The 25,182-nt window shown below is 59.0% G+C and carries 23 protein-coding genes, 1 tRNA gene and 1 riboswitch; of the genes, 15 read left to right on the top strand and 9 right to left on the bottom strand.

All coding sequences use genetic code 11. The features are described from left to right. The first annotated feature begins 181 nt into the window (after positions 1-181). Both EM858_RS10140 and recQ read left to right on the top strand, forming a co-directional pair. A tRNA-Met gene (locus EM858_RS10140) sits at positions 182-258 on the top strand. Positions 259-462: 204 nt separating this feature from the next. Beyond that, complete coding sequence (gene recQ, locus EM858_RS10145; RefSeq protein ID WP_127756626.1) at positions 463-2,271, top strand: DNA helicase RecQ; 1,809 nt, start codon at positions 463-465, stop codon at positions 2,269-2,271. A gap of 56 nt (positions 2,272-2,327) precedes the next feature. Here the strand turns inward: recQ and EM858_RS10150 are convergent, their stop codons facing one another. Beyond that, the gene (locus tag EM858_RS10150; protein WP_127756627.1) at positions 2,328-3,560 is read right to left on the bottom strand and encodes an ROK family transcriptional regulator; all 1,233 of its coding nucleotides are present in this window, start codon (positions 3,558-3,560) and stop codon (positions 2,328-2,330) included. Positions 3,561-3,824: 264 nt separating this feature from the next. On the opposite strand from EM858_RS10150, the gene EM858_RS10155 reads away from it, so the two are divergent. The 8 genes from EM858_RS10155 to nrdF all read left to right on the top strand — a co-directional run bounded on the left by EM858_RS10155 (position 3,825) and on the right by nrdF (position 11,986). Then, the gene (locus EM858_RS10155; RefSeq protein WP_003524279.1) at positions 3,825-4,847 is read left to right on the top strand and encodes a sugar ABC transporter substrate-binding protein; all 1,023 of its coding nucleotides are present in this window, start codon (positions 3,825-3,827) and stop codon (positions 4,845-4,847) included. A 239-nt stretch (positions 4,848-5,086) separates the two neighbouring features. Beyond that, positions 5,087-6,169, top strand: coding sequence for an ABC transporter permease (locus EM858_RS10160; protein ID WP_003524280.1), 1,083 nt, complete (start codon positions 5,087-5,089; stop codon positions 6,167-6,169). Beyond that, positions 6,169-6,951, top strand: a complete 783-nt coding sequence (locus EM858_RS10165) for an ATP-binding cassette domain-containing protein (RefSeq protein ID WP_003524281.1) — start codon at positions 6,169-6,171, stop codon at positions 6,949-6,951. Before EM858_RS10160 ends, EM858_RS10165 begins: the two co-directional genes overlap by 1 nt. Continuing rightward, a complete protein-coding gene (locus EM858_RS10170) occupies positions 6,948-7,577 on the top strand; it encodes a nucleoside triphosphate hydrolase (protein WP_127756628.1) in 630 nt (209 codons plus the stop codon). Before EM858_RS10165 ends, EM858_RS10170 begins: the two co-directional genes overlap by 4 nt. 132 nt (positions 7,578-7,709) lie before the next feature. After that, a riboswitch (cobalamin riboswitch) is annotated at positions 7,710-7,934 on the top strand. Between the two features lie 254 nt (positions 7,935-8,188). Further along, positions 8,189-8,410 (top strand): glutaredoxin-like protein NrdH, encoded by a 222-nt coding sequence (gene nrdH, locus EM858_RS10175; RefSeq protein ID WP_003514250.1) that lies wholly within the window; start codon positions 8,189-8,191, stop codon positions 8,408-8,410. Positions 8,411-8,422: 12 nt separating this feature from the next. Beyond that, entirely contained in the window at positions 8,423-8,821 is a 399-nt protein-coding gene (nrdI, locus tag EM858_RS10180) for a class Ib ribonucleoside-diphosphate reductase assembly flavoprotein NrdI (protein WP_020812691.1), read from the top strand. 11 nt (positions 8,822-8,832) lie between these two features. Further along, a complete protein-coding gene (gene nrdE / locus EM858_RS10185; protein ID WP_080818866.1) occupies positions 8,833-10,995 on the top strand; it encodes a class 1b ribonucleoside-diphosphate reductase subunit alpha in 2,163 nt (720 codons plus the stop codon). 16 nt (positions 10,996-11,011) lie between these two features. After that, positions 11,012-11,986: a class 1b ribonucleoside-diphosphate reductase subunit beta gene (gene nrdF, locus EM858_RS10190; protein ID WP_127756629.1), complete on the top strand. Its 975-nt coding sequence runs from the start codon at positions 11,012-11,014 to the stop codon at positions 11,984-11,986. A 29-nt stretch (positions 11,987-12,015) separates the two neighbouring features. Here the strand turns inward: nrdF and EM858_RS10195 are convergent, their stop codons facing one another. Continuing rightward, positions 12,016-13,119 (bottom strand): alpha/beta hydrolase, encoded by a 1,104-nt coding sequence (locus tag EM858_RS10195; protein WP_127756630.1) that lies wholly within the window; start codon positions 13,117-13,119, stop codon positions 12,016-12,018. 153 nt (positions 13,120-13,272) lie between these two features. Between EM858_RS10195 and recF the strand changes: the two genes are divergently transcribed. The 3 genes from recF to EM858_RS10210 are packed head-to-tail and all read left to right on the top strand — an operon-like array spanning position 13,273 to position 15,663. Next, positions 13,273-14,400 carry a DNA replication/repair protein RecF gene (gene recF / locus EM858_RS10200; protein WP_127756631.1) on the top strand — a complete coding sequence of 376 codons (1,128 nt, stop codon included), beginning with the start codon at positions 13,273-13,275 and terminating at the stop codon, positions 14,398-14,400. Positions 14,401-14,422: 22 nt separating this feature from the next. Further along, on the top strand, positions 14,423-15,190 hold the full coding sequence (locus tag EM858_RS10205; protein WP_127756632.1) for a molybdopterin-synthase adenylyltransferase MoeB: 768 nt from the start codon (positions 14,423-14,425) through the stop codon (positions 15,188-15,190). After that, positions 15,187-15,663, top strand: coding sequence for a GNAT family N-acetyltransferase (locus EM858_RS10210; protein ID WP_127756633.1), 477 nt, complete (start codon positions 15,187-15,189; stop codon positions 15,661-15,663). The genes EM858_RS10205 and EM858_RS10210 overlap by 4 nt, the downstream gene beginning before the upstream one ends. Positions 15,664-15,669: 6 nt before the next feature. Here EM858_RS10210 and EM858_RS10215 read toward each other — a convergent pair whose 3' ends face one another. After that, positions 15,670-16,674 (bottom strand): D-glycerate dehydrogenase, encoded by a 1,005-nt coding sequence (locus tag EM858_RS10215; RefSeq protein ID WP_080818465.1) that lies wholly within the window; start codon positions 16,672-16,674, stop codon positions 15,670-15,672. Between the two features lie 180 nt (positions 16,675-16,854). Here EM858_RS10215 and EM858_RS10220 point away from each other — a divergent pair, with 180 nt between their 5' ends. Beyond that, on the top strand, positions 16,855-17,388 hold the full coding sequence (locus tag EM858_RS10220; RefSeq protein ID WP_164865392.1) for an SH3 domain-containing protein: 534 nt from the start codon (positions 16,855-16,857) through the stop codon (positions 17,386-17,388). On the opposite strand, the gene EM858_RS10225 is transcribed toward EM858_RS10220, so the two are convergent. After that, positions 17,381-18,373 (bottom strand): adenosine kinase, encoded by a 993-nt coding sequence (locus EM858_RS10225; protein WP_127756635.1) that lies wholly within the window; start codon positions 18,371-18,373, stop codon positions 17,381-17,383. The genes EM858_RS10220 and EM858_RS10225 overlap by 8 nt on opposite strands. 478 nt (positions 18,374-18,851) lie before the next feature. Between EM858_RS10225 and EM858_RS10230 the strand changes: the two genes are divergently transcribed. Continuing rightward, positions 18,852-19,796, top strand: a complete 945-nt coding sequence (locus tag EM858_RS10230) for an AEC family transporter (protein ID WP_127756636.1) — start codon at positions 18,852-18,854, stop codon at positions 19,794-19,796. A 17-nt stretch (positions 19,797-19,813) separates the two neighbouring features. Here the strand turns inward: EM858_RS10230 and EM858_RS10235 are convergent, their stop codons facing one another. The 5 genes from EM858_RS10235 to rbfA form a co-directional block, all read right to left on the bottom strand. Further along, positions 19,814-20,830, bottom strand: coding sequence for a class I SAM-dependent methyltransferase (locus tag EM858_RS10235; RefSeq protein ID WP_127756637.1), 1,017 nt, complete (start codon positions 20,828-20,830; stop codon positions 19,814-19,816). A 75-nt stretch (positions 20,831-20,905) separates the two neighbouring features. Beyond that, positions 20,906-23,053, bottom strand: coding sequence for a polyribonucleotide nucleotidyltransferase (gene pnp, locus EM858_RS10240; protein WP_065656375.1), 2,148 nt, complete (start codon positions 23,051-23,053; stop codon positions 20,906-20,908). Positions 23,054-23,329: 276 nt separating this feature from the next. Next, positions 23,330-23,599: a 30S ribosomal protein S15 gene (gene rpsO, locus EM858_RS10245; RefSeq protein WP_003492949.1), complete on the bottom strand. Its 270-nt coding sequence runs from the start codon at positions 23,597-23,599 to the stop codon at positions 23,330-23,332. Between the two features lie 163 nt (positions 23,600-23,762). After that, positions 23,763-24,710, bottom strand: a complete 948-nt coding sequence (gene truB, locus EM858_RS10250) for a tRNA pseudouridine(55) synthase TruB (RefSeq protein ID WP_127756638.1) — start codon at positions 24,708-24,710, stop codon at positions 23,763-23,765. A 3-nt stretch (positions 24,711-24,713) separates the two neighbouring features. Further along, entirely contained in the window at positions 24,714-25,130 is a 417-nt protein-coding gene (gene rbfA / locus EM858_RS10255; protein ID WP_004439055.1) for a 30S ribosome-binding factor RbfA, read from the bottom strand. Between the last annotated feature and the right edge of the window lie 52 nt (positions 25,131-25,182).

Genomic DNA, 25,182 nt, shown 5'->3' on the forward strand with positions numbered 1-25,182 from the left:
ATTCCGAACACGGCCGTGAAACGCCCCAGCGCCAATGGTACTTCGTCTCAAGACGCGGGAGAGTAGGTCGCTGCCAGGTCTGCAAAACGCAACACAAATCTTCTCATTCACAAAAACCGGCACAAAGCCCAAATCAAAAGGCCGCATCAAGCGGCCTTTATGCTATAATAAAACCAGTCAACGCGGGGTGGAGCAGCCCGGTAGCTCGTCAGGCTCATAACCTGAAGGCCGCAGGTTCAAATCCTGCCCCCGCAACCAAATCTCAAAACCCCGTGGCACTAGCCACGGGGTTTTTTGTGTTTCTGGACTTATGAAATCCGGACCACCGTCAGGGAGAAACTAGGCCGCTGATCACAAAATCAATCCCGCAATTTACTTCCATGAACAAAGCCATCTTCGGCATTGCCATCGATCAGAAAACGGTGATGATGCGCCATCATTCCTGTTCGGATAAAAGCTGCCGTGACCGCTGATCCCTTGCATATCCTCAAGACCGTCTATGGCTACGATGCGTTTCGCGGAAGGCAGGCCGACATCATTCGGCATGTAATGGCGGGAAACAATGCCTTCGTTCTGATGCCGACGGGCGGTGGAAAGTCACTTTGTTACCAGATTCCGGCGCTCGCGCGTGACGGCATGGGGTTGATCGTCTCGCCGCTCATCGCACTGATGGTCGATCAGGTCGCTGCCCTGCGTCAGGCAGGCGTGCGGGCCGAAGCTCTCAATTCCGATCTTTCCCTGGAAGATCGGCGCGCGCTTTGGCGGGATATGCGGGCCGGCAAGGTCGATATTCTTTATGCTGCGCCGGAAACCTTGCTCAAGCCCGATGTCCTCGATGCGTTGCAATCCATCGACCTGTCGCTGATCGCGGTCGATGAGGCCCATTGCCTGTCTCAATGGGGCCATGATTTCCGGCCGCCCTACCGCCAGCTAGACACGCTGATCGAGCGTTTTCCCGATACGCCGCGCATGGCGCTGACGGCGACGGCCGACGAGCCCACGCGCGCTGAAATTCTCGGTCACTTGGGGATTGGAGAGCACGATGCCTTCATTGCCGGGTTCGACCGGCCCAATATCCGCTATGCGATCATGGAAAAGGATAATCCGCGCGCGCAGCTGAAGCGCTTTCTGAAGGATCGCGACGGTGAGAGCGGTATCGTCTATTGCCTTTCCAAACGCAAGGTGGACGAAACGGCCGCATGGCTGCGGGAGGAGGGTCGCGATGCGTTACCCTATCACGCCGGCATGGACAAGGCCGCTCGTGAGGAGAACCAGACCCGTTTCCAGCACGGCGAGGCGGTCATCATTGTCGCGACCGTCGCCTTCGGCATGGGCATAGACAAGCCGGATGTGCGCTTCGTGGTTCATATCGACCTGCCCGGCAGCATCGAGGCCTATTATCAGGAAACGGGCCGAGCCGGCCGCGATGGTCTGCCGTCGGACGTGCTCATGCTCTACGGCTATGAAGATATCGCCCTGCGCAATCGTTTCATCGAAGAATCTGATGCCGCGGACCAGCGTAAATATATGGAGCGCCAGAAGCTCGATGCGCTGCTCGGCCTCGCAGAAACGGCGAGTTGCCGCCGGCAGGTTCTGCTCTCCTATTTCGGCGACCGGTGTGAGCCCTGCGGCAATTGCGATACCTGCGCCGAGCCGCCGGACCTGTTTGATGGCGCCATCGCCGCGCAGAAACTTCTGTCCTGTATTTATCGCACGGGTGAACGTTTCGGCCAGGCCTATGTCATCCGCGTATTGCTGGGTGTCGAGGACGAGCGGATTTCCCGCTTCGGACATGACCGCATCACCACCTACGGTATAGGCAAGGAGCACGACAACCGCACATGGCGCGCCATCCTGCGTCAGCTGGTTGCGTTACGCATGATTGAGGTGGATCTGTCGGGACATGGCGGCCTGTCCATCTCCGAGGATGGACGGCGGTTCCTGCGCGAAAAAACGGCATTGATGCTGAGGATACCATCCGCTCCCCGTTCCGCACGGCAACAGACGCCCCGTAACACGGTATCGGCGGTCTTGCCGGAATCCGATCGCAGTCTTTTTGAGGCGCTGCGTGCGAAGCGCATGGAAATTGCCCGGGCACAGAATGTTCCGCCCTATGTGATTTTCCACGACAAAACCCTCATAGAACTTGCGACGGCAAAACCGGCCTCGGCAAAGGAAATGGCTGGGATTCCCGGCGTCGGAGATACCAAGCTCGAGCGCTATGGGCCTGCCTTTCTGGCGGCGATCATGCAGCACGCTGCTGGTGAATGACCGGCAGATATGCAACTTATTAGCTGAGTAATAAAACCGCAGAGCGTTGCGAAGGCTCAGCCGGTCGTATCCTTGAACAGAACGTTCTGATCGATGAGATAGCGCGAAAACAGCGGCAAGCTCGCGCCGCCGATTGCCCGCGCCTGGCTGCCGACCGCGCCTTCGATGATGTCAGGCATTGTGACACCCTGAAGATCGTGGTGCTTAAGGGCCAGCCGGGTGGCGGCGACAATCCTTGTTCTGACCCAGTCGGGAAAACCGCCATCGATGATGACGCTCGAAAAATCGATGATGGAGGCGGCGGCAATGACGGCCTGCGCCAGCGCCGCTGCGGTTTTCCTGATCCAGCTTTCCAGCGGCTCGCCGAAATCGATCCACTCGTCGGGAGAAAACCACAGGGGGCGCGGATCGATACCCTTTTCGCGCAGCATGTTTTCCAGAACGAAGATCGATGCGATTTTCAGAAGCTGGACGGTATTGCCATCCTGCCCCTGCACCGGCAGGGGGCCGATGGCGCCGGCCGTTCCCGTCTTTCCGGAAAATAACGCTGAATTCAAAACGACGCCGCCGCCTATGAAGGAGCCGATGAAGACGTAAAGAAAATCCGGATGGTGCTGGCCTGCGCCAAAAACCAGTTCGGCGCCGCAGGCGCTGGTCGCGTCGTTCTGCAGAAAAACCGGATAGCTGACGTTTTCGGCAATTTCCGAGCGGATATCGACGCCCCGCCATCTCTCCATTTCAATCTGTGGAGCGCCCACCTCCTGCGCCCAGTTCCACAATTCAAATGGAGCGGCGATGCCGACGCCGGCAATTTTTTCCCGCTCGGCAGGGGAGAGCTTCGATTCGAGTTCCGTTATGCCGTCGATTACGAAGGGTAGTATCCATTCCGGAAGAGGGTAGGGGTAGGTTCTGCGCAGCTTGAGCCTGATCCGGCCGACAAAATCCATCAGCACGAGATCGACGCTGCGTCGGCCGATTTTCACACCGAAAGAAAAGACGGCGTCGGGATTAAGCCGCATCGGTGTCGATGGCTGGCCGACTTTGCCGCGCAGCCTTTCACCGCGAATGAGAAGCCCGTCCTTTTCAAGCGAGCGCATGATGACCGAGACGGTCTGTGCTGAAAGGCCGCAAAGTCTTGATATCTCGGCTTTTGACAGTCCGCCGTGACGGCGAACGAGAGACAGCACGAGCCGCTCATTATAAGCGCGCACTCCGATCTGGTTGGCGCCGCCGCTTATATCCATGGTGGTGGGCGGCGCCGGCGGCGCCGTCTCGACAGATTGTCTCATAGTGTCATCCTCCCGCCCGCCCTATCCGCCGCGACCGATACAGCAGGCTTTATGGCAATCTTGCTATCGCAACGTTAAACGACGCGGCGATATTCCTCCCTGCCGCATATTAGAATGCCATAGGGAATTAATAATTCAATCGGATTTATTTATTGACAGGCGTTTCCTTTGGTGGTTCCATCTGAGCCAACGGTCGTCGATCTCGGAGGAGACGGGATCGTCGGGCAACCGTCACGGTGCTCAAATATCCATTGGGAGGATCTCATGAAGACCACTGTTTCCGCTCTTCTGGGCGCGCTTGCGCTTGGCGTTTCTTTCGCTTCCGTTGCGTCTGCGGCCGATACCTCGGTTTGCCTCATCACCAAAACCGATACCAATCCCTTTTTCGTCAAGATGAAAGAAGGTGCGACCGCCAAGGCTAAAGAACTTGGCGTGACGCTGAAATCCTATGCCGGCAAGATCGACGGCGATTCCGAAAGCCAGGTAGCCGCCATCGAGACCTGCATTGCCGATGGCGCTAAGGGTATCCTGATCACTGCATCTGACACCAAGGGCATCGTTCCGGCCGTGCAAAAGGCGCGTGACGCCGGTCTTCTGGTCATCGCCCTCGACACACCGCTCGAGCCTGTCGATGCCGCTGATTCCACCTTCGCCACCGACAACCTTCTGGCTGGTGAGCTGATCGGCAAATGGGCCGCCGGCAGCCTCGGCGACAAGGCCAAGGATGCGAAGATCGCCTTCCTCAACCTCACCCCCTCCCAGCCGACGGTGGATGTGCTGCGCAACCAGGGCTTTATGAAGGGCTTTGGAATCGACGTGAAGGACATCAACAAGATCGGCGATGAAAACGATCCGCGCATCGTTGGCCATGATGTCACCAATGGCAACGAAGAAGGCGGTCGCGCGGCGATGGAAAATCTGTTGCAGAAGGACCCGACCATCAATGTCGTCCACACCATCAACGAGCCCGCCGCAGCTGGCGCTTACGAGGCGCTGAAAGCGGTCGGCCGTGAAAAGGATGTTCTGATCGTTTCCGTCGATGGCGGTTGCCCCGGCGTCAAGAACGTTGCGGAAGGCGTGATTGGCGCGACCTCGCAGCAATATCCGCTGCTGATGGCGGCTCTCGGCGTCGAAGCCGTCAAGAAGTTTGCCGACACGGGTGAAAAGCCGAAGCCGACCGAGGGCAAGAACTTCGTCGATACCGGCGTGACGCTGGTAACCGACAAGCCGGTCAAGGGCCTCGACTCCATCGATACGAAGGAAGGTCTCAACAAGTGCTGGGGCTGATGCCTTACCGTTGAAACCCGCGGGGGCATTCGTGCCCCCGCCCTTGGACCAGAATGAACATCAGGCACGATCCGGGGGATCGGACAAAGGAACAAACGAGCGCGTCACGCGTCCTGCGGGGATGATAGGCCGCTTCACAACACTTTGAAATCTACGCATCATTCTCTTTGGAGATAGACCCCGGTGTCATAGACTCCGGTGTCAGGGCTGGTGCGATAGAGCGATCGGGAGGAAAATCCATGAGCGATCAGCCGGTGCGGGCTCAGCCGCATAATGAATTTGAAAAAGTGCTTTCGGGAAGTTCGACGCAGGTCGCCGCTTTCGATACGCACGACAAGAGTGTGCTGGAAAAACTGCAGCACTTTCTCCACTCCAGCCCGGCGGCCGTTCCGCTTATCGTTCTGGTGCTGTCGCTGATTGTTTTCGGCCTGCTTCTCGGCGGCAAGTTTTTCTCGGCCTTCACGCTGACCCTTATTTTGCAGCAGGTCGCCATCGTCGGTATTGTCGGCGCGGCGCAGTCGCTGGTCATCCTTACGGCGGGCATCGATCTGTCGGTTGGCGCGATCATGGTCCTGTCCTCCGTTATCATGGGACAGTTCACCTTCCGTTACGGCTTGCCGGCGGAACTCTCCATTCTCTGTGGCCTTGCCGTCGGCGCATTTTGCGGCTTCATCAACGGTATTCTGGTCTCGCGCATGCGCCTGCCGCCCTTCATCGTCACGCTCGGCATGTGGCAGATCGTTCTGGCGACCAACTTCCTCTATTCCGCAAACGAGACGATCCGCGCCCAGGATATCGCCCAGCAGGCGCCGATCCTGCAATTCTTCGGCGCTAATATCCGTGTCGGCAGCGCGGTCTTCACCTATGGCGTCATCGCCATGGTCCTGCTCGTCGCCCTGCTCTGGTATGTGCTGAACCGCACCGCCTGGGGCCGCCATCTTTATGCGGTGGGTGACGATCCGGATGCCGCCGAACTTGCCGGTGTCAACGTCAAGCGCATGCTGACCACCGTTTACACGCTATCCGGCCTCATCTGCGCCTTCGCCGGCTGGGCCTTGATCGGCCGCATCGGCTCGGTTTCGCCGACCGCCGGTCAATTCGCCAATATCGAATCCATCACGGCGGTGGTTATCGGCGGGCTGTCGCTGTTCGGCGGGCGCGGTTCCATCATGGGCATGATTTTCGGCGCCCTGATCGTCGGCGTCTTTTCGCTCGGCCTCCGGCTTATCGGAACGGACCCGCAATGGACCTATCTGTTGATCGGCGTCCTCATCATCATGGCTGTCGCAATCGACCAGTGGATCAGAAAGGTAGCAGGCTGATGGCAAAAGAACCCATTCTCACAGCACGCAATCTCGTCAAGCGCTATGGTCGCGTGACCGCCCTCGACCATGCCGATTTCGATCTCTATCCGGGCGAAATCCTGGCGGTGATCGGCGATAACGGCGCCGGTAAATCCTCTCTCATCAAGGCGATTTCCGGTGCGGTGACACCCGATGAAGGCGAAATCCGGCTGGAAGGCCAGCCCGTCCAGTTCCGCTCGCCCATCGAGGCGCGCAAGGCTGGCATCGAGACGGTCTATCAGAACCTGGCGCTCTCACCGGCGCTTTCCATAGCCGACAATATGTTTCTCGGCCGCGAAATCCGTAAACCCGGCATCCAGGGCAGCCTGTTCCGGGCGCTCGACCGCCCGGCCATGGAAAAATTCGCCCGGGAGAAACTGTCGGAACTCGGCCTGATGACGATCCAGAACATCAATCAGGCAGTGGAAACCCTCTCCGGCGGCCAGCGTCAGGGTGTGGCGGTGGCGCGTGCAGCCGCCTTTGGCTCCAAGGTCGTCATTCTTGACGAGCCGACGGCAGCACTTGGCGTCAAGGAAAGCCGGCGTGTTCTGGAGCTTATTCTGGATGTGCGCTCGAGAGGCCTGCCGATCGTCCTCATCTCGCATAACATGCCGCATGTCTTCGAGGTTGCGGATCGCATTCATATCCACCGGCTCGGCAAGCGTCTGTGCGTTATCAATCCGAAGGACTATTCCATGTCGGATGCGGTCGCCTTCATGACGGGTGCCAAGGAAGCGCCGAAGGAAACGCTTGCCGCATGACGCTGAAGCTTGAAACGATCGCCGAAGACGTTCTTCGGCGGGCAGAAGGTAAATCCCGTTTTATCGTCGCTATTGCCGGTCCCCCTGGGGCCGGCAAATCCACGCTGGCGGATGCCCTTTGCGGTGCTTTGCTGGCACGGGGCGAAACGGCCGCCGTTCTGCCCATGGATGGCTTCCATATGGACAATGGCATCCTTGAAGGACGGGGGCTGCTGCCGCGAAAGGGCGCACCGGAAACTTTCGATGTGCGCGGTTTTCTCGATATCGTCTCCGCCGTCCGCAAGGGCGGACAGGAGGTGCTTGTTCCGGTTTTCGACCGCTCCCGTGAAATCGCCATAGCGTCTGCTCGTGCGGTTGCGCCGGAAACACGCTTTGTCCTCGCTGAAGGCAATTATCTGCTGCTGGACGAGGCGCCGTGGACAACTCTTTCCAAAAGCTTCGACCTCACCATTTTTGTAGGGCCGTCCGTCGCGGTGCTGGAGGAGAGGCTGCGAAAACGGTGGCAGGGCTATGGTCTCGACGAGGCTGAGATCCACGCCAAACTTTTCGAAAACGATCTTCCGAACGGAAAAAGGGTGATCGAAAACGCCCGTCCCGCCGATATCCGCATCGATATCTGGGAATAGATTAACGCTTTTCTCTGTTTGAGCGACGGCGCGCTTGAGCCGTTAAGCCTTTGTTGACCATGTGTTGAATCTTTTTGATCCACAGGGTGGGGCTTTTGTGCGTCTATTCATTGACGAGAAATTTCCTCATATACTATATGTGGTGTTCGAGGTTCTTCCGATTCGCAAGGGTTGGGAGCTAAGACGGGAATTCGGTGCGTAACGCCATCATGGCGGAACAAGGCCGAAACTGCCCCCGCAACTGTGAGCGGTGAGCATCGTTCCGATTTGGGTCACTGGGGTTAAGAGCTCCGGGAAGGCCGGAATAGATGTTGTGACCCGCAAGTCAGGAGACCTGCCTTGAGCGCAAACGTCCACGGGCGGGGTGTCCGGAGGAAGGTGCATGACGCAAATGATTTGCGTGCGCCCTTTTCTGCCCCCTCCAGAACAAGCTTCGGGGTGAAGTCATGCCAGTGCATTTGTTTGAGTTGCTACGCTCGTCGGCGTAGAGAGCGATTTTACGCGGCTAAAAGCCGCGCACGCCCACCCTAATGACAGATCCATCGCCGCCGATTGCGATTGCAATCGGCAATGTTGAGCCGTGTCCGAAACCGGCTTCGAAAGAGGAAATCATGACCGTCACCGTTTACAGCAAGCCCGCCTGCGTCCAATGCACTGCCACCTATCGCGCACTCGACCGCATCGGCGTCAGCTATGAGATCGTCGATATTTCCGAAGATGCGGATGCGCTCGATCATGTCCGCGGCCTCGGTTACATGCAGGTTCCCGTGGTCGTTGCCGGCGAACGCCATTGGGCGGGTTTCCGGCCGGATATGATCGGCTCGATCAGCTGAGGCGGCAGGGCGATGGGCCTGATCGTCTATTATTCCAGCCGTTCTGAAAACACCCATCGTTTCCTTCTGAAACTGGGACGGCGTCTGTTTCGCCTGCCGCTTGGCGTTGAGGAAGATGTTCCCCATGTGTCCGAGCCCTATGTGCTCGTCACCCCCACCTATGGCGGCGGCGGCACCAAAGGGGCCGTGCCGAAACCGGTCATCCGGTTTTTGAACGAGCCCTCCAACCGAAATCTCATTCGCGGCGTCATCGCGGCGGGAAACACGAATTTTGGCGCAGCTTTCGCATCCGCCGGAGATATCGTCTCGCGCAAATGCGCAGTGCCGTTTCTCTATCGCTTCGAGCTTCTCGGCACGGAAGAAGATGTCGCCAACGTCAAACATGGATTGGAACGATTTTGGACACGCTGACCTCGAGCGCCATGCGCAAGGACGCCAAACAGCCGGCAGCCGCAACCCAGAAACCGCTCGATGCGGCTCTGGACTACCACGCGCTGAACGCGATGCTGAACCTTTACGACGAGAACGGGAAGATTCAGCTCGACAAGGATCGCCTGGCCGCCCGGCAATATTTCCTCCAGCACGTCAACCAGAATACCGTCTTTTTCCATAACCTCAGGGAAAAGCTCGATTATCTGGTGACGGAGGGATATTACGAGCAGGAGGTGCTGGACCAGTATTCCTTCAATTTCGTTCGCGACCTCTATGACGAGGCCTATGCCCGGAAATTCCGCTTTCCGACCTTTCTCGGCGCGTTCAAATATTACACCTCCTACACGCTGAAGACCTTCGACGGAAAACGTTATCTGGAGCGTTACGAGGATCGCGTCTGCATGGTGGCGCTGGCCCTTGCGCGCGGTGATGAGCAGCTTGCCCGCAATCTGGTCGATGAAATCATTTCAGGCCGCTTCCAGCCGGCAACGCCGACATTCCTAAACGCCGGCAAGAAGAGCCGCGGCGAGCTGGTCTCGTGTTTTCTGCTGCGTGTAGAAGACAATATGGAAAGCATCGGCCGCTCCATCAATTCGGCGCTGCAGCTTTCCAAGCGCGGCGGCGGCGTGGCGCTCTCCTTGACCAATATTCGCGAATTCGGAGCGCCGATCAAACAGATCGAAAACCAGTCGTCCGGCGTTATTCCCGTCATGAAGCTGCTGGAAGATTCGTTTTCCTACGCCAACCAGCTTGGCGCTCGCCAGGGTGCGGGTGCGGTGTATCTGCACGCCCATCACCCGGATATCATGCGCTTCCTCGATACCAAGCGCGAAAATGCCGACGAAAAAATCCGCATCAAGACCCTGTCGCTCGGCGTGGTGATCCCCGACATCACCTTCGAGCTCGCCCGCAACAACGAGGATATGTATCTGTTCTCGCCCTATGATGTGGAGCGGGTCTATGGCGTGCCGTTGACCGAAATTTCGGTCACCGAAAAATACCAGGAAATGGTTGCCGATAGCCGCATCCGCAAGAAGAAGATCAAGGCGCGCGAATTCTTCCAGGTGATCGCCGAAATCCAGTTCGAAAGCGGTTATCCCTACCTCATGTTCGAGGATACGGTGAACCGCGCCAATCCGGTCGCCGGCCGTATCAGCATGAGCAATCTCTGCTCGGAAATCCTGCAGGTCAGCGAGGCAAGCGAATTTAATGCCGATCTTTCCTATAGTCATATGGGCAAGGATATTTCCTGCAATCTCGGCTCACTGAACATCGCCTCGACGATGGATTCGGCCGATTTCGGCAAGACGATCGAGACCTCCATCCGGGCGCTGACGGCGGTATCGGACATGAGCCACATTTCCTCTGTTCCTTCGGTGGAAAAGGGCAATGATGCGAGCCACGCCATCGGGTTGGGCCAGATGAACCTGCACGGTTATCTGGCGCGCGAACGCATCTTTTATGGTTCCGAAGAAGGCGTCGATTTCACCAATATCTATTTCTACACCGTGACCTATCACGCCATCCGCGCCAGCAACCGGCTGGCGGTGGAAAGGGGCCAGAGCTTCAAGGGCTTTGAAAATTCCAAATACGCTTCCGGCGAATATTTCGACAAATATACCGACCGGGAATGGCTGCCTGCGACCGAAAAGGTGAAGGTGCTGTTTGAAAAGGCCGGCATCGCCATTCCGACTCAGGAGGACTGGGCGGTTTTGAAGAAGGACGTCATGGCGTCTGGTCTCTATAATCAGAACCTTCAGGCCGTGCCGCCTACCGGTTCGATCTCATATATCAACCACTCCACCTCCTCCATTCATCCGATCGTTTCGAAGATCGAAATCCGCAAAGAGGGCAAGATCGGCCGCGTTTATTACCCGGCTTCCTATCTCTCGAACGACAATCTCGAATATTATCAGGATGCCTACGAGATCGGCCCGGAAAAGATCATCGATACCTATGCGGCCGCGACCCAGCATGTCGACCAGGGCCTGTCGCTGACGCTGTTCTTCCGCGATACGGCAACGACGCGCGATATCAACCGGGCGCAGATCTACGCCTGGAAGAAGGGCATCAAGACCATCTATTACATCCGTTTGCGCCAGATGGCGCTGGAAGGCACGCAGGTTCAGGGCTGCGTTTCCTGCACGCTCTGATTTGAGGGACAAGAGAATGAATATCGCCGTAAAACCCGTGTCCCGCATCCGCGCGGTCAACTGGAACCGCATTGAGGACGACAAGGACCTCGAAGTCTGGAACCGCCTGACCTCTAATTTCTGGCTGCCGGAAAAGGTGCCGCTCTCCAACGATATCCCCTCCTGGGGAACCCTGAAGCCGGAAGAACAGAAACTGACGATCCGTGTCTTCACCGGCCTGACATTGCTCGACACCATCCAGAACGGTGTCGGCGCCGTGCGGCTGATGGCGGATTCGGCCACCCCGCATGAGGCGGCGGTGCTTTCCAACATCTCCTTCATGGAGGCCGTGCACGCCCGCTCCTATTCATCGATTTTCTCGACGCTCTGCCTCACGCCTGACGTTGACGACGCCTATCGCTGGTCTGAGGAAAACGAATTTTTGCAGCGTAAATCCGCGCTCATCATGCGGGAATATGACAGCGGTGATCCGCTGAAAAAGAAGATCGCCAGCGTGTTTCTGGAAAGTTTCCTGTTCTATTCCGGCTTCTACCTGCCGATGTTCTGGTCAAGCCGCGCCAAGCTCACCAACACGGCGGATCTGATCCGCTTGATCATCCGCGATGAGGCCGTGCATGGTTATTATATCGGCTACAAGTTCCAGCGGGCGCTGGAGCGTCTCGGTGAAACGCAAAGACAGGAGATCAAGGATTTTGCCTTCGATCTCCTGCTCGAGCTTTACGACAACGAGGCCAAATATACCGAAGACCTCTATGACGGCGTGGGCCTGACGGAAGACGTCAAGCAGTTTCTCCATTACAACGCCAACAAGGCCCTGATGAATCTGGGTTATGAGGCGCTGTTTCCGGCCGAGGCCTGCCGGGTCAATCCGGCGATCCTCTCGGCGCTCTCGCCTAATGCCGACGAGAACCACGACTTCTTTTCCGGCTCCGGCTCCTCCTATGTCATCGGCAAGGCGGTTGCGACCGAAGACGAAGACTGGGATTTCTGAAACCGGTATGTCGGACGGGCCCGCAAAAGCTATCGCGGGTTTACCACCTGGCTCGCAAGGCGGAAGGGGCTGGCGACGGTGGCGCCTATCGCATCGAAAACGAAGGCTCCGGCACTGTTGATGTCACCCCCGCGTCTGCTTGCCTCAAGTTGCGGCACCATGGAGGCAAGCGCCGCATAGCGGTCGTGGTTGAGCGGGTCCGATGCCTTCAGATTCGAGATGTCGACGAATTGCACGCCCTCCTTGAGGGCGGCTTCCTGCACTTGGCGGTCGGTCACATCCAGCGCACCGATACGGGTGACGTCGGCACCGAGGATGGAGGAGGCTTTGAGCGCGCGGTCGTCCTTGGAAACGAGAACGGTGAGCGGCGGGCTGAGCCGGCCGACAACCTCGATCTGCTTGCGGAAGACATCGGCGTCGATATCGGGCGCAGCCAGCACCACCTGCAGCTTGGCGATGACATCGTTCCTGCCCTGGAAGCGCAATTGCCGCAGCGCCTCCATGACCAGCCAGCCGCCCATGCTGTGCCCGAACACGACGACGCTTTTCTTCGGGGTCTGCCGGGTGAGATCGATCAACATCGCGGCGAGCGCATCGCGTGAAAAGGTCGCGGACTCCTTGTCGGCCACATAGCCGGCGACAGAGGCCTGCGACGGCCAGGAAAAGACCAGCGGCACGCCGTTCATATTGGCGTCCGCCGCCATCTGCGCCGCGCGGAACAGGGCTTCCTGATAGCTGTAATTATAGCCGTGTACAAAAAGTGCGATCTGCTTGCCGGAGCGGGCTATGTCGCCAAGATCGGCATTAAAGCGCGTCTTCGTCAGCATATCGGCCCTGGTGACGACGAAATCCGTTTTCGGGTCGGGCTTGCCGCTGGCCCATTCGATTTTCCCGCTTTTATGGGTGGGCGGAATGGAAATATCGAAACTGGCGTAGTTCGGCTCCATTGCCCGCTCCGTGCCGAAGCCCTTTTTCGCGTCCGTGTTTTTCTCCCGTGTGCTCGCCACGAAGGCGGTCACGATTTTGGTGTCTCGGGTCCTGGTGTTGACGGCCTCCAGCACATCCGCCCCCGGTCGGCCTGCGCAGGAGGAGAGAAGACCGAGAGTGAGAAAGAAAGAAAAGATCAGGCGCATGAATGGGCTACCGATGATGAGGACCGGTTCATAAATAACCGGGGTCTAAAAAAGTTGCTACTGAAGAATGAATTGCACTGTAGCGGCTGTCTTCCGGTGCGGACGGACGTTCCCCACCTTGCTATCCGTCGATCTTCGTTTTAGGCCGTACACATGACGAACAAGGTGTCGCTTTTACGGCTGAAACTCACGGACTTCCGCAATTATGCGGCGGCTGCGCTCACGCTCGATGACCGCCACGTGGTGCTGACGGGCGACAACGGTTCCGGCAAGACCAATCTCCTGGAGGCCGTCTCCTTTCTTTCACCCGGAAGGGGTCTGCGCCGCGCTACCCTGCCTGATGTGACGCGGGTAGGGGCCGAAGCCACCGGCTTCTCGATCTTCGCCGATGTCGAGGGCATGGATGGCGAAGTTGCCATCGGTACGGGAATTGAAGGCGATGGCGAGGTAGTGTCGCGCCGCCTGAGGCTGAATGGCACGCCGGTGAAATCCGTCGATGAATTGACTGACCATCTGCGGGTTCTGTGGCTGACGCCCGCCATGGACGGCCTCTTTACCGGCTCGTCCTCCGACCGCCGGCGGTTTCTTGACCGGCTGGTGCTGTCGCTCGATCCTGCCCATGGGCGGCGGGCAAGCGATTTCGAAAAGGCCATGCGCGGCCGCAACAGGCTGCTTTCGGAAGGCCGCTTCGATCCGGTCTGGCTGGACGGTATCGAAAAGCAGATGGCGGAACTCGGCATCTCGATGGCGGTCGCCCGTTATGAGATGCTTGGCCTCTTGAAGAGCCTCATCGAGGGGCGGGCGGGCAATGCCGCTTTCCCTTCCGCGGCGCTCTCTCTCTCCGGTTTCATGGACGATGGGCTCAATCGTCCCGCCGTCGATCTGGAGGATGAATACAGGCTTATGTTGCGCGATGGCCGGTATCGTGATGCAGCTGCCGGCCGCACGCTGGATGGGCCGCACCGCGTCGATCTCTTCGTGCGCCATGCGGAGAAGGACATGGAAGCCGAACGCTGTTCAACCGGGGAACAGAAGGCGCTGCTGGTGGGGCTGGTGCTTGCGCATGCGCAGCTGACCGCCAATATGACTGGTCATGCGCCGGTTCTGCTGCTGGACGAGATCGCCGCCCATCTGGATGAGGGCAGGCGGGCGGCTCTGTTCGATCTCATTCATGCGCTTGGCGGCCAGAGTTTTATGACCGGAACGGATACGGCGATGTTCTCCGCCCTCGGCGACAGGGCGCAATTCTTCAATGTTTCCCATGGGAGCATCACGGCATGACGGCTAAAAGATGGAGGGCGACATGGACCCGCTGAGCCCGGAAGAAATCGAACGCTACAAGCGCCATATCCTGTTGCCGGAAATCGGCGGCGTGGGCCAGCAGCGGCTGAAGGCGGCGCGTGTGCTGGTCATCGGGGCCGGCGGTCTCGGCGCTCCTGTCCTGCATTATCTTGCCGCCGCCGGTGTCGGCACACTCGGCATGATCGATGACGATGTGGTTTCGCTGTCCAATCTGCAGCGACAGGTGATCCACGATACCGGTACGATTGGGGAGCTGAAGACGGAGAGCGCGCGCAAGGCCATCGCCCGGCTCAATCCGCATGTCCGCACGCTTGTTTATGAAGAGCGCTTTTCGCAGGTCTGGGCGCATGACCATCTGCCATCCTTCGATCTCCTGATCGACGGCTCGGACAATTTCGATACGCGTTATACCGCCGCCGATGCGGCGGAGGTTGCAAAAAGACCGTTGGTAACGGGGGCTGTCGGCCGTTTCGATGGTTCGGTGACGGTGCTGAAACCCTATGAGACGAATGCCGAGGGCGCTCTGCTGCCCGGCTATCGTGACCTGTTTCCGGAACCGCCGCCGCAGGGCCTCATTCCCAATTGCGCGGAAACAGGCATTGTCGGCGCGCTGACCGGGGTTATCGGCACGCTTATGGCCATGGAGGCGATCAAGGTTATCACCGGTGCCGGCGAGCCGCTGATCGGCCGCCTGCTCCTCTACGACGCCCTGTCGGCCCGTTTCGAAACCGTGCGATACAAGCGGCGGCCAGCGGGAAAAAAACCATGACCGAAATCGTCAGGATCGGGGAGGAGTTCGATCGCTGGCAGGAATTGCTGGCGCTTATCATGTTCTCCTTTGCTTATATGGATGGCGTCATCGATCCGCCATCCTCGGCCAATCGCCTGACGCTTGAAAATCTGGCGGAGAAGGCGAGGGTGGAGATCGCTTTCGTGGCGCTTGATGGCGATGAGATTGTCGGCTGCCTGTTTTGCCGGCCGGAGCCGCCGGCCTGTCTTTATGTAGGCAAACTCTGTGTTTCCCCGAAAGCGCAGGGAAAGGGCATCGGCAGGATGCTTCTGGAGCAGGCCGAAGCGCTGGCCCGTGAATTGGCGTTACCGGCGCTACGGCTGGAAACTCGTATCGAGCTTATCGCCAATCATGCCAAATTCGCCGCCTGGGGTTTCGTCAAGACCGCCGAAAACGCCCATGCCGGCTATAACCGCACGACCTCGATCGAAATGACCAAATTCCTCGGCTGAGCCGGCTCAGTTCCGCCCCGGCAGCACCCGGTTCGGCGGACGGTGGCCGTCGAACAGCGTGCGGATGTTGATGATGACCTTGTCGCCCATCTCGATACGGCCTTCGATCGTCGCAGAGCCCATATGCGGAAGCAGCACGACCTTGCCTTCCTTGGCGAGCTTGATGAGTTTGGGGTTTACGGCAGGCTCATTCTCATAGACATCGAGGCCGGCGCCGGCGATCTTGCCTTCGCGCAGGCACTGGATCATCGCCGCCTCATCGATAATATCGCCGCGTGCGGTATTCACGATGTAGCTGGTCGGCTGCATCAGTGCCAGCCGCCGCGCCGAAATCAGGTGATAGGTTGCGGGCGTCGAAGGGCAATTGACGGAGACGATATCCACCCGCGCCAGCATCTGGTCGAGGCTGTCCCAATAGGTCGCCTCAAGCTCCGCTTCCGTCGCCGGATTGACGCGTTTGCGGTTGTGATAATGAATGGAAAGGCCGAAGGCCTTGGCGCGCCGCGCCACCGCCGTTCCGATGCGGCCCATGCCGACAATGCCGATGCGCTTGCCGGAAATGCGCCGCCCGAGCATCCAGGTAGGCGACCAGCCGAGCCATTCGTCCGCGCCATTGGCGAGCACACGTGTGCCTTCGATCATGCGGCGCGGCACGGCGAGCACCAGCGCCATGGTGATATCGGCGCTGTCCTCGGTCAGCACATTTGGCGTGTTGGTGACGGTAATGCCCTTTCGGGCCGCGGCATCCACATCCACATGGTCGATACCGTTGGAGAAGCTGGCGATCAGCTTCAGTTGCGGCCCTGCCTGCTCGATCATCGCGGCGGTGATACGGTCGGTGACGGTGGGCACGAGCACGTCCACCCTTTGCATGGCGGCGACAAGCTCCGCCTCGCTGCGCGGCGTATCGTCGATATTCAGTTCGGCATCGAAGAGTTCGCGCATTCTGGTTTCGACGACGTCAGGCAATTTGCGGGTGATATAGACTGTCGGTCTCTTCTTGTGGGTCATCGTTTGCCGCTGCCTTGTTCAGAAGTCATTAACCAGAAAGAGCGATAATTTCTTTCAATCAGGGCGTTTCTACCAGACCCACCGGCGAAGACAAATAAAACTCGCTGAAGCTTGAGGCATGTGGAAGCGAGCCTCCTTAAATATCATCCGGTTTGCAGAAGGCGGGAAACGGAAATGGGCATGCGCAGTGTGGTTTCTATCGTTTGCATTGCATTGTCTTTGGGCCTCCTCGGTGCGGCAACCGACACCATGGCGCAGGGTGCCGCCAAAGGCGCAAGCGGCCTGCCCCTGCCGCGTTTTGTCAGCCTGAAATCCAAGCGCGTCAACATGCGCATCGGACCGAGCACGGATTATGCCGTGTCATGGATGTATCTGAAATCGGGAATGCCGGTGGAAATCATTCAGGAATATGAAAACTGGCGGCGCATCCGCGATGCTGACGGGACGGAAGGCTGGGTCAACCAGGCTCTGCTTTCCGGTGAGCGCACGGCCGTTGCGGCTCCGTGGATGCGTGGCAAGGGCAAGGAAGTTTATGTGAACATGCGCCGCGAGGCGCAGTCGGGCGCTTCTGTCGTTGCGCGGCTTGAGCCGGGCGTCGTCTTCAGGATCGGCGAATGCAATGGCGACTGGTGCCGCGCCGAGGCCGGCCAGGCCTCGGGCTGGGTTTCGCAGGGCGAAATCTGGGGTGCTTACCCCGGCGAAGCCTTTAAATAAGGCCGTGCTTCTCGCCAAGTGCCTTGAGCGATGACATCGGGCGCGGCCCGACCTGCTGAATGACGGCGGCAGCCGCAAGGCAGCCGAGCTTGCCGCACTCTTCAAGCGACCGGTCCTGCGTATAACCGAACAGGAAGCCCGCAGCGAAAAGATCGCCGGCGCCCGTCGTGTCGACCACGTCATGCACCGGATAGGCTTCGACCTTCACACGTTCCGTGCCGCGCAGGATGACGGCGCCTTCCTCGCTCATCGTCACCGCTGCGATCTTGCAGTCGGCTGCGATTTTGGTCAGCGCAAGCTCGAAATCGTCGGTTTCGTAAAGTGAAAGCGCTTCCTGCTTGTTGGCGAAAACAATGTCCACAGTACCGGAACGCATCAGGTCGAGGAATTCGTCGCGATAGCGGCCGACGCAGAAGCTGTCGGACAGCGTCATGGAGACTTCGCGGCCGTTTTCATGGGCAATGCGGGCGCATTCGCGAATGGCGTCCTTGGCGCGCGGCGGGTCCCAAAGGTAACCCTCGAAGTAGGTGACTTTTGTATCCGCAACCACGTCTTCTTCCACGTCTTCAGGACCGAGATCGACGCAGGCGCCGAGATAGGTGTTCATCGAACGCTCGCCATCTTCAGTTACGAAGATCATCGAACGCGCGGTCGGCGGGAACGTGCCTTCCGGCTTGGTTTCGAAATAAACGCCCTGCGCGCGAATATCGTGCTGGAAGATTTCGCCGAGCTGGTCTTCGGCCACCTTGCCGAAATAGGCGGCCTTGCCGCCGAAATTCGCCACACCCGCCGCCGTGTTGCCAGCGCTGCCGCCGGAGGCTTCGAGAGCCGGTCCCATCAGCGAGTAAAGCAACTCGGCCCGTTCCGCGTCGATGAGGTTCATCGCGCCTTTCGTAATGGCATTGTCGTTGAGAAAGCGATCATCGCAGCGGGAAATGATGTCGACGATGGCATTGCCGACAGTCAGTACGTCGAATTTCGTCATAGGCCCTATCCGTTTCGCACAGGGTGTGCGTATTTTTCGAAAGGTCTTAAACATTTCTGGCGGCAAGAAAAGCCCAAACAGAAAATATGCGGTTCTCCGCGAGGAGCGAAACGCGTCATCTGCCTGTAATGTGGTTAAGCTATTTCATTTGTCAGAGCAAAGGTGTGTGAATGCATACCGGAATGGAAGACATGATGGTCTTCTGGCTCAACCGTTATCTCCGCCACGGATGTACTGGCGGCATATAACGGACATAAAAGGCGGGGGAGACCCCGCTTTTTCTTTTTGGGTAACGTTCGGCCTTGCGGATTTTGCGGGCCAAGGCGAGTTTTTTACCCGAAGCGGCCCACTGGCCTTCTCCTTCTTGGACGCCCCATTTGGCGAAAAGGAAGATTGGGAGCGTTTTCGCGATTCCATTCCCGTGGAAAAGGCTCTAAAGCGGAGTATCTCCCGCAAAAGCCGCGAAAGCTTTCCCTCCATGTCTGCCGTTGCCGCGAATGTCGCCCCGATTTTCATTCTCATCCTGATCGGTTGGCTCACCGTCAAGGCCGGTCTGTTCAGGGCCGATGCCGGCGATATTCTCAGCGATTTCGTGTTCAAGATCGCCGTGCCGACCTTGATCTTCCGCACACTTGCGGAAGCGAATTTTCACGGTGCGTCGCCGTTCCGTCTGTGGATCACCTATTTCGCCGGCGTGGCCGTCACCTGGACGGTCGGGCATATCGTCACCCGTCATGTTTTCAAGCAGGATGTCCGCATCGCCGTCATTGCCGGCATTTCCTCGGCATTTGCGAACAATATCTTCATCGGCCTGCCGCTGGTCGGGCGCTCCGTCGGGGATGAGGGGTTGGTGGCTCTCTCCATCCTGCTCGCCATCCACTTGCCGGTGATGATGATCGCCGGCACGATCCTGATGGAAAACGCCACGCACAAGGCGGTCGGCGGGGAAAAGCGAAGCATGGCTGCGGTGTTCAAGCAGGTGGGCCGCAATCTCATCACCAATCCGTTGGTGATCGGCCTTGCCATCGGGCTTTCGACCAATGTTTCCGGTGTGGCGCTGACGCCCATTCTGAAAACCGTGGTCGATCAGATCGCCTCCATGGCGGGGCCGGCGGCGCTTATTTCGCTCGGCATGGCGCTGACGAAATATACCATCCGGGGCAACATGGGCATTGCCGTCACCATGACGGTGTTCAAGCTGCTGCTGCTGCCCGCCTGTGTGTGGGCAATGGGTCACGCGCTCGGTCTAAGCCGGGAATGGACCGCAGCACTCGTGCTCACCTCCTCGGTGCCCACGGGGGTGAATGCATGGCTGATCGCCAACCGCTTCGGCATCGGCCACAGCGTTGCGGCCTCCACCATCAGCATTTCCACGGCGACCGGCGTTCTTTCCGTGTCGCTGTGGGCATGGCTGCTGAGCTGATTATTCTGCTGCGTTGATTATTTCTGGGCGCTCAGAATCTTGAAGCGGGCATTCCGGCACACCTCAGTACTGGTGCGGAATTCCGCCGCGAGCGCCGGCTCATAGGGCATGCCTCGATTGGCGACCATCAGCAGCTTGCCGCCGCTGCGCAGCGCGCCGGCGGCAGCCTTGATGAAGGCCTGGCCGAGGGCCGGTTCTGCTGCCTGTCCCGCCGCATGGAAAGGCGGGTTCATGATGATGAGATCGTATTTTTCTTTCGGCGGCTCATTTGCCAGATCCTGCCAGAAGAAGCGCGCCGTCAATCGTGGATTGTTTTCGAGAAGATTGGTCTTGGCGAATTCCAGCGCATTCCAGTCCGCCTCGAACAGATCGATACGGGCCGTGCGCGGCGATTTCTCGGCCAGCATGACGGAGAGATAACCCCAACCGGCGCCGAAATCGGCGGCATTGCCGTCAAAATCGGTCGGCAGACGAGATGCGAGCAGTTCCGAGCCGTCATCCACGCGGTCATGGGAGAACATACCGGGCAGGGCGGTGAAGCGGCCTTCGACCGTAACGGGCTTCTGGGCAAGTTTCGCCACGGCAGATGCAACATCGTCCGGTCGTTTGAACCAGAGAGCGACGCCGTGATATTTCGGCGTGGATTCCGCTTCGATGCCAAGCTTTGCCAGCGTCTTGCGCAGCGTCACGATGCCGTCTTCCTTCGATCCGGCCGCGACGATCAGGCCACCGGCCTTCACACGCGAAAGCGCTTCGGCGACGCGGTTTTCATTCTCGCCGCGATGTTTGCCGCAGAGCAGCAGCGCCGCATCGTAATCCTCACCCGAAATATCCGGTGTCACCTCTGCGCCGTGAGCCTGCAGAGCACGATAAAGCGGCCGTAGATGCTGGACCGCGACGATCTCCGCGTCAAAACCATCCAGCCGGGGACCGGCTTCCGCTCCCAGAAACAGAACGCGTTCGCCCTCTTTCGGCATGGCAAGCATGTCAGAGGCAAAGGGATGGAAAAGGGTTTTCACGGCGTCACGGCTCATGGGAGCATCCTCAGGATGGAATAGAAAAAAGGCGCGGGCAAAACCCGCGCCTCGATAGGGTCTGGCGGCGCGGCCTTATTCGGCAGCGGCTTCGCCGTCTTCCTTCTTCTTGTCGGCAGCGACTTCCTTGCCGGTTGCCTGGTCGACAACCTTCATGGACAGGCGAACCTTGCCCCGCTCGTCGAAGCCCATCAGCTTGACCCAGACCTTGTCGCCTTCCTTGACGACGTCAGAGGTCTTGGCGACACGCTCGGAAGCGAGCTGCGAGATGTGGACGAGGCCGTCACGGGCGCCGAAGAAGTTGACGAAAGCGCCGAAGTCAGCGGTCTTCACAACCGTGCCTTCGTAGATCTGGCCGACTTCCGGTTCCGCAACGATCGAGTGGATCCACTTGCGGGCCGCTTCGATTTCCTTGCCGGAAGAAGAAGCGATCTTTACGGTGCCGTCGTCTTCGATGTTGATCTTCGCGCCGGTCTTTTCGACGATTTCGCGAATGACCTTGCCGCCGGAACCGATGACTTCACGGATCTTGTCGACCGGGATGTTCATCACTTCGATGCGCGGCGCGAATTCGCCGAGCTGGCTGCGGCTCTCGGTGATGGCATTGGCCATTTCGCCGAGAATGTGCTTGCGGCCACCCTGTGCCTGCTCCAGAGCGATCTTCATGATCTCTTCGGTAATACCGGCAATCTTAATGTCCATCTGCAGCGAGGTGATGCCGTCGGCCGTACCCGCAACCTTGAAGTCCATGTCGCCGAGGTGGTCTTCGTCGCCGAGGATGTCGGAGAGAACCGCAAAGCGCTCGCCTTCAAGGATGAGGCCCATGGCGATACCGGCAACCGGCTTGGCCAGCGGAACGCCGGCATCCATCAGTGCGAGCGAGGTGCCGCAAACGGTTGCCATCGACGAGGAGCCGTTGGACTCGGTGATTTCGGAAACGACGCGCAGCGTGTAGGGGAACTGTTCCGCAGTCGGCAGCATCGGGCGAATAGCGCGCCATGCGAGCTTGCCGTGACCGATTTCGCGACGGCCCGGGGAGCCCATGCGGCCTGTTTCGCCGACCGAGTAGGGCGGGAAGTTGTAGTGCAGCAGGAAGCGTTCCTTGTACATGCCGGTGAGGCTGTCGACATACTGCTCGTCTTCGCCGGTGCCGAGGGTCGCAACAACGATCGCCTGGGTTTCACCGCGGGTGAACAACGCCGAACCGTGGGTGCGCGGCAGCAGGCCGACTTCCGAGATGATCGGACGAACGGTCGACAGGTCGCGGCCATCGATACGGCTCTTGGTGTCGAGAACGTTCCAGCGAACGATTTTCGCCTGAAGGTGCTTGAAGACAGCGCCGATTTCTTCCGGCGTATACTTGGCTTCGCCTTCTTCCGGCAGGAAGTGCGCCTTTACCTTCGCCTTCACGGCGTCGACGGCAGCGTAGCGGGCTGCCTTTTCGGTGATCTTGTAGGCATCGCGCAGTTCCGCTTCGGCGAGCGCCAGCATTTCGTTTTCGAGAGCGGAGAAATCTTCCGGTTCGAATTCGCGCGGTTCCTTGGCGGCAACTTCGGCGAGCTTGATGATTGCGTCGATAACCGGCTGGAAGCCGCGGTGGCCGAACATGACGGCACCGAGCATGATTTCTTCGTTGAGTTCCTTGGCCTCGGACTCAACCATCAAAACAGCGTCCTGCGTACCGGCAACGACGAGGTCGAGAACAGACTCGTCCATTTCGTCCAGATGCGGGTTAAGAACATACTCACCGTTGATGTAGCCAACGCGCGCGCCGCCAACCGGGCCCATGAAGGGAACGCCAGAGAGCGTAAGCGCTGCGGAAGCCGCAACCATCGACAGGACGTCCGGGTTGTTTTCCAGATCGTGCTGGATGACGGTGACGACGACCTGCGTGTCGTTCTTGTAGCCTTCCGGGAAAAGCGGGCGGATCGGACGGTCGATCAGACGCGAAACCAGCGTTTCGTTTTCGCTCGGACGGCCTTCGCGCTTGAAGTAGCCGCCGGGAATCTTGCCGGCTGCGTAGGTCTTTTCCTGATAGTTGACGGTCAGCGGGAAGAAGTCCTGGCCCGGCTTCGGAGACTTTGCGGAAACCACGGTCGCGAGAACCATCGTCTCGCCGTAGGTTGCGATGACGGCGCCGTCAGCCTGACGGGCAACCTTGCCGGTCTCGAGCTTCAGCGGGCGGCCTGCCCATTCGATTTCCACGGAGTGTTGATTGAACATATCTTGTCCTTGGTTGTGGCTGCCCGCTCCGGCGTCGTACCGGCGGAAGCAGCGCTGTGACTCAATCACGGGCAAGACAGCGGGAAGCTTCCTAAAGAAGCATCCGGCAATCCTGCCCCATGACAGGTCTGCGGTTGAAAAAGGCGGCACCGGCCCATCCGGGTCACCCTTATCGTCCGGGGCCACATCTGCGGCGAACGCCCGGAAATTTCTGTGGCCTCAAAGGCCGGATATAAAAACCGGCGGGCATCGTTGAGAAACCCGCCGGAGAAGTTATTAGCGGCGAATGCCGAGAGCACCGATCAGCTTGGAGTAACGGGCTTCGTCCTTCTTCTTCAGATAGTCGAGAAGCGAACGACGGCTCGAAACCAGCGTCAGAAGGCCACGACGGGAGTGGTTGTCCTTCTTGTGGTCCTTGAAGTGACCGGTCAGGTTGTTGATCCGCTCGGTCAGGATAGCAACCTGAACTTCCGGCGAACCGGTGTCGCCTTCCTTCGTGGCATATTCCTTGATGAGGGCGGCTTTGCGCTCTGCAGTAATCGACATCGGACGATCCTTTCTGTTTTAAGGAAAAATGGGACGCCTAAAGCCGGGATGTCGTCCAGCTCTGGCCATTCAGCAGCATAGGCAAAGCCCAAGCTGGCGCTGCCTATAAACTATTCCGGGTGCAATTGAAAGAGGCGATTGACAGCGCCTCTTGAGCCTTGGCTTAGCCGAAAACACGCTTCGGCCGGAATTCGCCTTCGCCGATTTCGCCAATGGCGACGAGCTTGCCATGCGCGGTGGCATAGGCTTCCGGATGATTGGCCGGTGCATCGCGCCCACGAAGCAGGATTGGGTTGCCCATCTTCAGCCTGTGCGCCTGATCGTCGTTGATGATGAGGCGGGGAAGGGCGGAAAGCGCCTCGGCGGTATCGATCAGGAATGCGTCCAGCGCCTCCAGCCGTTCGTCGCGATCCTCCACGGCCTCCAGTGCCGTCAAGGTTTCGAGTGGCACCATCATGTCTTCGCCAAAAGGGGCGACCATGGTGCGGCGCAGTTCCGAAATATGGCCGAAACAGCCGAGATCGCGGCCCATGTCGCGCGCCAGCGCCCGCACATAGGTGCCCTTGCCGCATTCCACCTCGAAATGGGCCGTATCGGCATCCGGGCAGGCCAGCAATGTCAGGCGATGAATTTCCACCTCGCGCGCGGGAATTTCCACCGTCTCGCCGTCACGCGCCAGATCATAGGCGCGTTCGCCGGCGATCTTGATGGCTGAGAATTGCGGCGGCGTCTGGAGGATGACACCAGTATAACTGGGCAGGATATCGCGGATCGACTGCTCGTCCGGGCGCTGATCGGATGACTCGACCACCTCGCCTTCCAGATCGTCGGTCGTGCGTTGTTCGCCCCAGGTCACGGTAAATTCATAGATTTTCCGGCCGTCCATGACGTAAGGCACGGTCTTGGTCGCGTCACCAAGCGCGATCGGCAGCATGCCGGAAGCGAGCGGATCGAGCGTGCCGGCATGGCCCGCCTTCTGGGCGTTGAACAGCCACTTGATCTTGGAAACGGCCTCGGTCGAGCCGAAATCCAGCGGCTTGTCGAGAATGAGCCAGCCGGAAATCGGGCGGCCCTTGGGTTTGCGGTTCTGCTGTTTGCGTGGTTTGGACATGCTTCAGTTCTGTTCGTCGTCTTTTTCGTTTGAAGGTCCAAGATCGCGCTGCACTTCGGGCGAGCGCAGAAGCGCGTCGATCTTCTGGTAGTTGTCGAAACTCGTATCGTCGCGGAAGCGCAGTTCCGGCATGTATTTCATCTGCCGAAGCTGGGGTCCGAGACGGCCGCGCATGAATTTGGCATGGCGGTTGAGCGCGGTGATGATGTCGGTGTGGTCGGCAACGCCAAGCGGCGTCACGTAAGCGGTAGCGATCTTGAGATCGGGCGACATGCGCACTTCCGAAATGGAAATGACGGTGCTTTCGATCAGGTCGTCGCGGACTTCGCCGCGCTGGAGAATCTGGGTCAGTGCGGCGCGCACCTGTTCGCCGACGCGCAGCATGCGTTGCGAAGGGGCCGATGATGTTGCTTTTGCCATGGGTTATGCCTCAAACGGAGCGAGCGCCGGTAAGCCGGCGCCCGACAGTAAA

Source organism: Agrobacterium sp. CNPSo 2736, from assembly GCF_004005385.1.
GTDB lineage: Bacteria > Pseudomonadota > Alphaproteobacteria > Rhizobiales > Rhizobiaceae > Agrobacterium > Agrobacterium leguminum.